We start from the raw sequence: 2,847 nt of genomic DNA, 5'->3' as shown, positions 1-2,847 counted from the left end.
CAGAGCTGTGCCGCAAGGAAGGCATCGCCCAGAGCCTGTATTACACTTGGTCGAAGGAGTTTATGGAAGCAGGTAAGCGCCGGTTGGCCGGTGATACCGCCCGTGCCGCGACCACTGGCGAGGTGCAGGATCTGCGCCGCGAAGCCCGCGCCCTGAAGGAATGCGTGGCCGACCTGACGCTGGAAAACCGTTTGCTCAAAAAAAGCATGATCGCGGATGGGGGCGACGAAGAATGAGGTATCCCGCATCCGAGAAGCTCGAGATCATCAGGATCGTCGAGCAGTCCCACCTGCCTGCCAAGCGAACGCTGGACCAACTCGGCATCGCCCGGCGGACGTTCTACCGCTGGTATGACCGCTACCTCGCAGGCGGCCCGGAGGCGTTGGCGGATCGGCCATCGGCTCCAGGCCGGGTGTGGAACCGGATCGCGCCCGAGGTGCAGGACCAGATCGTCGAAATGGCGCTGGAGCAGTCCGAGCTGTCACCGCGCGAACTGGCGGTGCGATTTACCGATGAGCGCCAATACTTTGTGTCCGAAGCTACGGTTTACCGCCTGCTCAAGGCCCACGATCTGATCACCAGCCCGGCATACGTCGTGGTGAAAGCGGCTGATGCGTTCCATACCAAGACGACCCGGCCGAACGAGATGTGGCAGACCGATTTTACCTACTTCAAGATCATCGGGTGGGGCTGGATGTATCTCTCCACCGTGCTCGACGACTTCTCGCGCTACATCATCGCCTGGAAGTTGTGCACCAACATGCGGGCCGAGGATGTGACCGACACGCTGGATGTAGCGTTGGTCGCATCCGGATGCGACAGCGCCACGGTGTTGCACAAGCCCCGGCTGCTCAGCGACAATGGTCCCAGCTACATCGCGGGCGAACTGGCTGAATACATCGAGGCCAACAAGATGAGCCACGTGCGCGGCGCCCCGATGCACCCCCAGACCCAGGGCAAGATCGAGCGCTGGCACCAGACCCTTAAAAACCGCATCCTGCTCGAGAACTACTTCCTGCCCGGCGACCTTGAGGCCCAGATCGAGACCTTCGTCGAGCACTACAACCACCGCCGATACCACGAGAGCCTAAACAACGTGACGCCCGCAGACGCCTACTTCGGCAGGGCACCAGCCATCATCAAACAACGCGAAAGGATCAAGCGACAGACCATTGAACATCGGCGCTTGCAACACCGTAAGCTCGCCGCCTAAAACCCAACAACAGACGAGGCCCGCACTCCGCTAATTTACGCCGCGACCTGTGCCAAATGTTCTGACGACGGACAGTTCGGTTGCGACGTATCCATCCGGCGGGGACCGCCTTGTCCAGGTGGGTGGTGAGCGCTCTTTAGCGTGCTCTTTTGAGCGCGCTTAGGAGTGGTCGATGGGTCAGGTGACGGTATATTCGGGGCCGGAGCGGCGTTAGCGTCCGCGCTCGTGGTGTAATTTCTGGTGTAGATTGAGATGATCGCATGGGGTGGGGCATGCCCCACCCCATGCGATTTCGATCTCGGTGGCCACCGGGCTCATCGGTAAGGTGGAGTTACCACACTTCACACGCCCACCGAGGAGTTGATCCCGATGACCGACGACAGACTACCGCTTGCCGAGCTGATGGCGAAGACTGGAGATGGAGATTTCCTGCGCACGATCGCCGAGAGCGTATTACAGATCATCATGGAGGCCGACGTCGATGGCCTGGTCGGCGCTAGCCGACACGAGCGCTCCGGCGACCGGACGACCTGGCGGAACGGCTACCGCGACCGCAGCCTCGATACCCGGCTCGGCACGCTCAACCTGAGGATTCCCAAGCTACGGACCGGCGCCTACTTCCCTGGCTTCCTGGAACCCAGGAAGACCGTCGAGAAGGCGCTGGTCGCGGTGATCCAGGAGGCGTGGATCGCCGGCGTCAGCACCCGGCGTGTCGACGAGCTGGTGCAGGCCATGGGCATGACCGGCATCTCCAAATCCTCGGTGTCCAAGCTGTGCAAGGATATCGACGAACGTGTCCATGCCTTCCTTAAGCGGCCGCTCACCGGCGACTGGCCCTACCTCTGGCTCGATGCTACCTACCTCAAGGTGCGCGAGGGCGGGCGGATCGTCAGTGTCGCCGCGATAATAGCCGTTGCCGTCAACACCGAGGGCAAGCGCGAAATCGTTGGCCTTCACATTGGACCCTCCGAAGCCGAGCCATTCTGGTCGAGCTTCCTCAAGGACCTCGCACGCCGCGGACTGACCGGCGTGAAGCTGGTCATCTCCGATGCCCACGAGGGCCTCAAGGCAGCGATCACTCGCGTGCTCAGCGCCACCTGGCAGCGGTGCCGCGTCCACTTCATGCGCAATGCCCTGGCCTACGTGCCCAAGGGCCAGAACACCGTCGTCGCCGCTGCCATCCGCCAGGTCTTCCTCCAGCCCGACCATGCCGCCGCGACACAGGTCTGGCGCCAGGTCGCCGACCAGTTGCGTACCCGCTGGCCAAAGCTCGGCGCCTGCATGGACGATGCCGAGCACGACGTGCTGGCCTACATGACCTTCCCCGAGCAGCACCGCGTCAAATTACATTCCACCAATCCACTGGAACGCCTGAACAAGGAAGTGAAGCGCCGCGCCGATGTCGTCGGCATCTTCCCGAACGAGGATAGCATCATCCGCCTCGTCGGCGCCGTCCTGCTGGAGCAGAATGACGAATACCAGCTCCAGCACCGCTACATGCAGATCGAGGGCATGGCCGCCCTTGCTACACCAATGATCGAGGAGGCACAGCCGCTACAGATTACACCCAAGGCCGCCTGAAAATGCAGCCCGCTGGCCACACCCAATTCTACACCACATTGACGGACGCGACC

1 protein-coding gene and 1 pseudogene are annotated in these 2,847 nt (G+C 62.1%); both read left to right on the top strand.

Translation table 11 applies throughout. The features are described from left to right. Window positions 1-1,213: pseudogene (locus BZF57_RS20545) on the top strand (IS3 family transposase); the annotation flags it as partial. A 369-nt stretch (window positions 1,214-1,582) separates the two neighbouring features. After that, window positions 1,583-2,794: an IS256 family transposase gene (locus BZF57_RS20540; RefSeq protein ID WP_011950834.1), complete on the top strand. Its 1,212-nt coding sequence runs from the start codon at window positions 1,583-1,585 to the stop codon at window positions 2,792-2,794. Window positions 2,795-2,847 lie beyond the last annotated feature (53 nt).

Source organism: Erythrobacter colymbi (genome assembly GCF_002155685.1).
Lineage (GTDB): Bacteria > Pseudomonadota > Alphaproteobacteria > Sphingomonadales > Sphingomonadaceae > Erythrobacter > Erythrobacter colymbi.
The sequence above is the reverse complement of the archived record's forward strand: the minus strand, read 5'-3'. Positions and strand labels throughout refer to the sequence as shown.

Bases quoted from the DNA above. Each gene is read 5' to 3' on its own strand.
- BZF57_RS20540 (WP_011950834.1), top strand. From the start codon at position 1,583: ATGACCGACGACAGACTACCGCTTGCCGAGCTGATGGCGAAGACTGGA.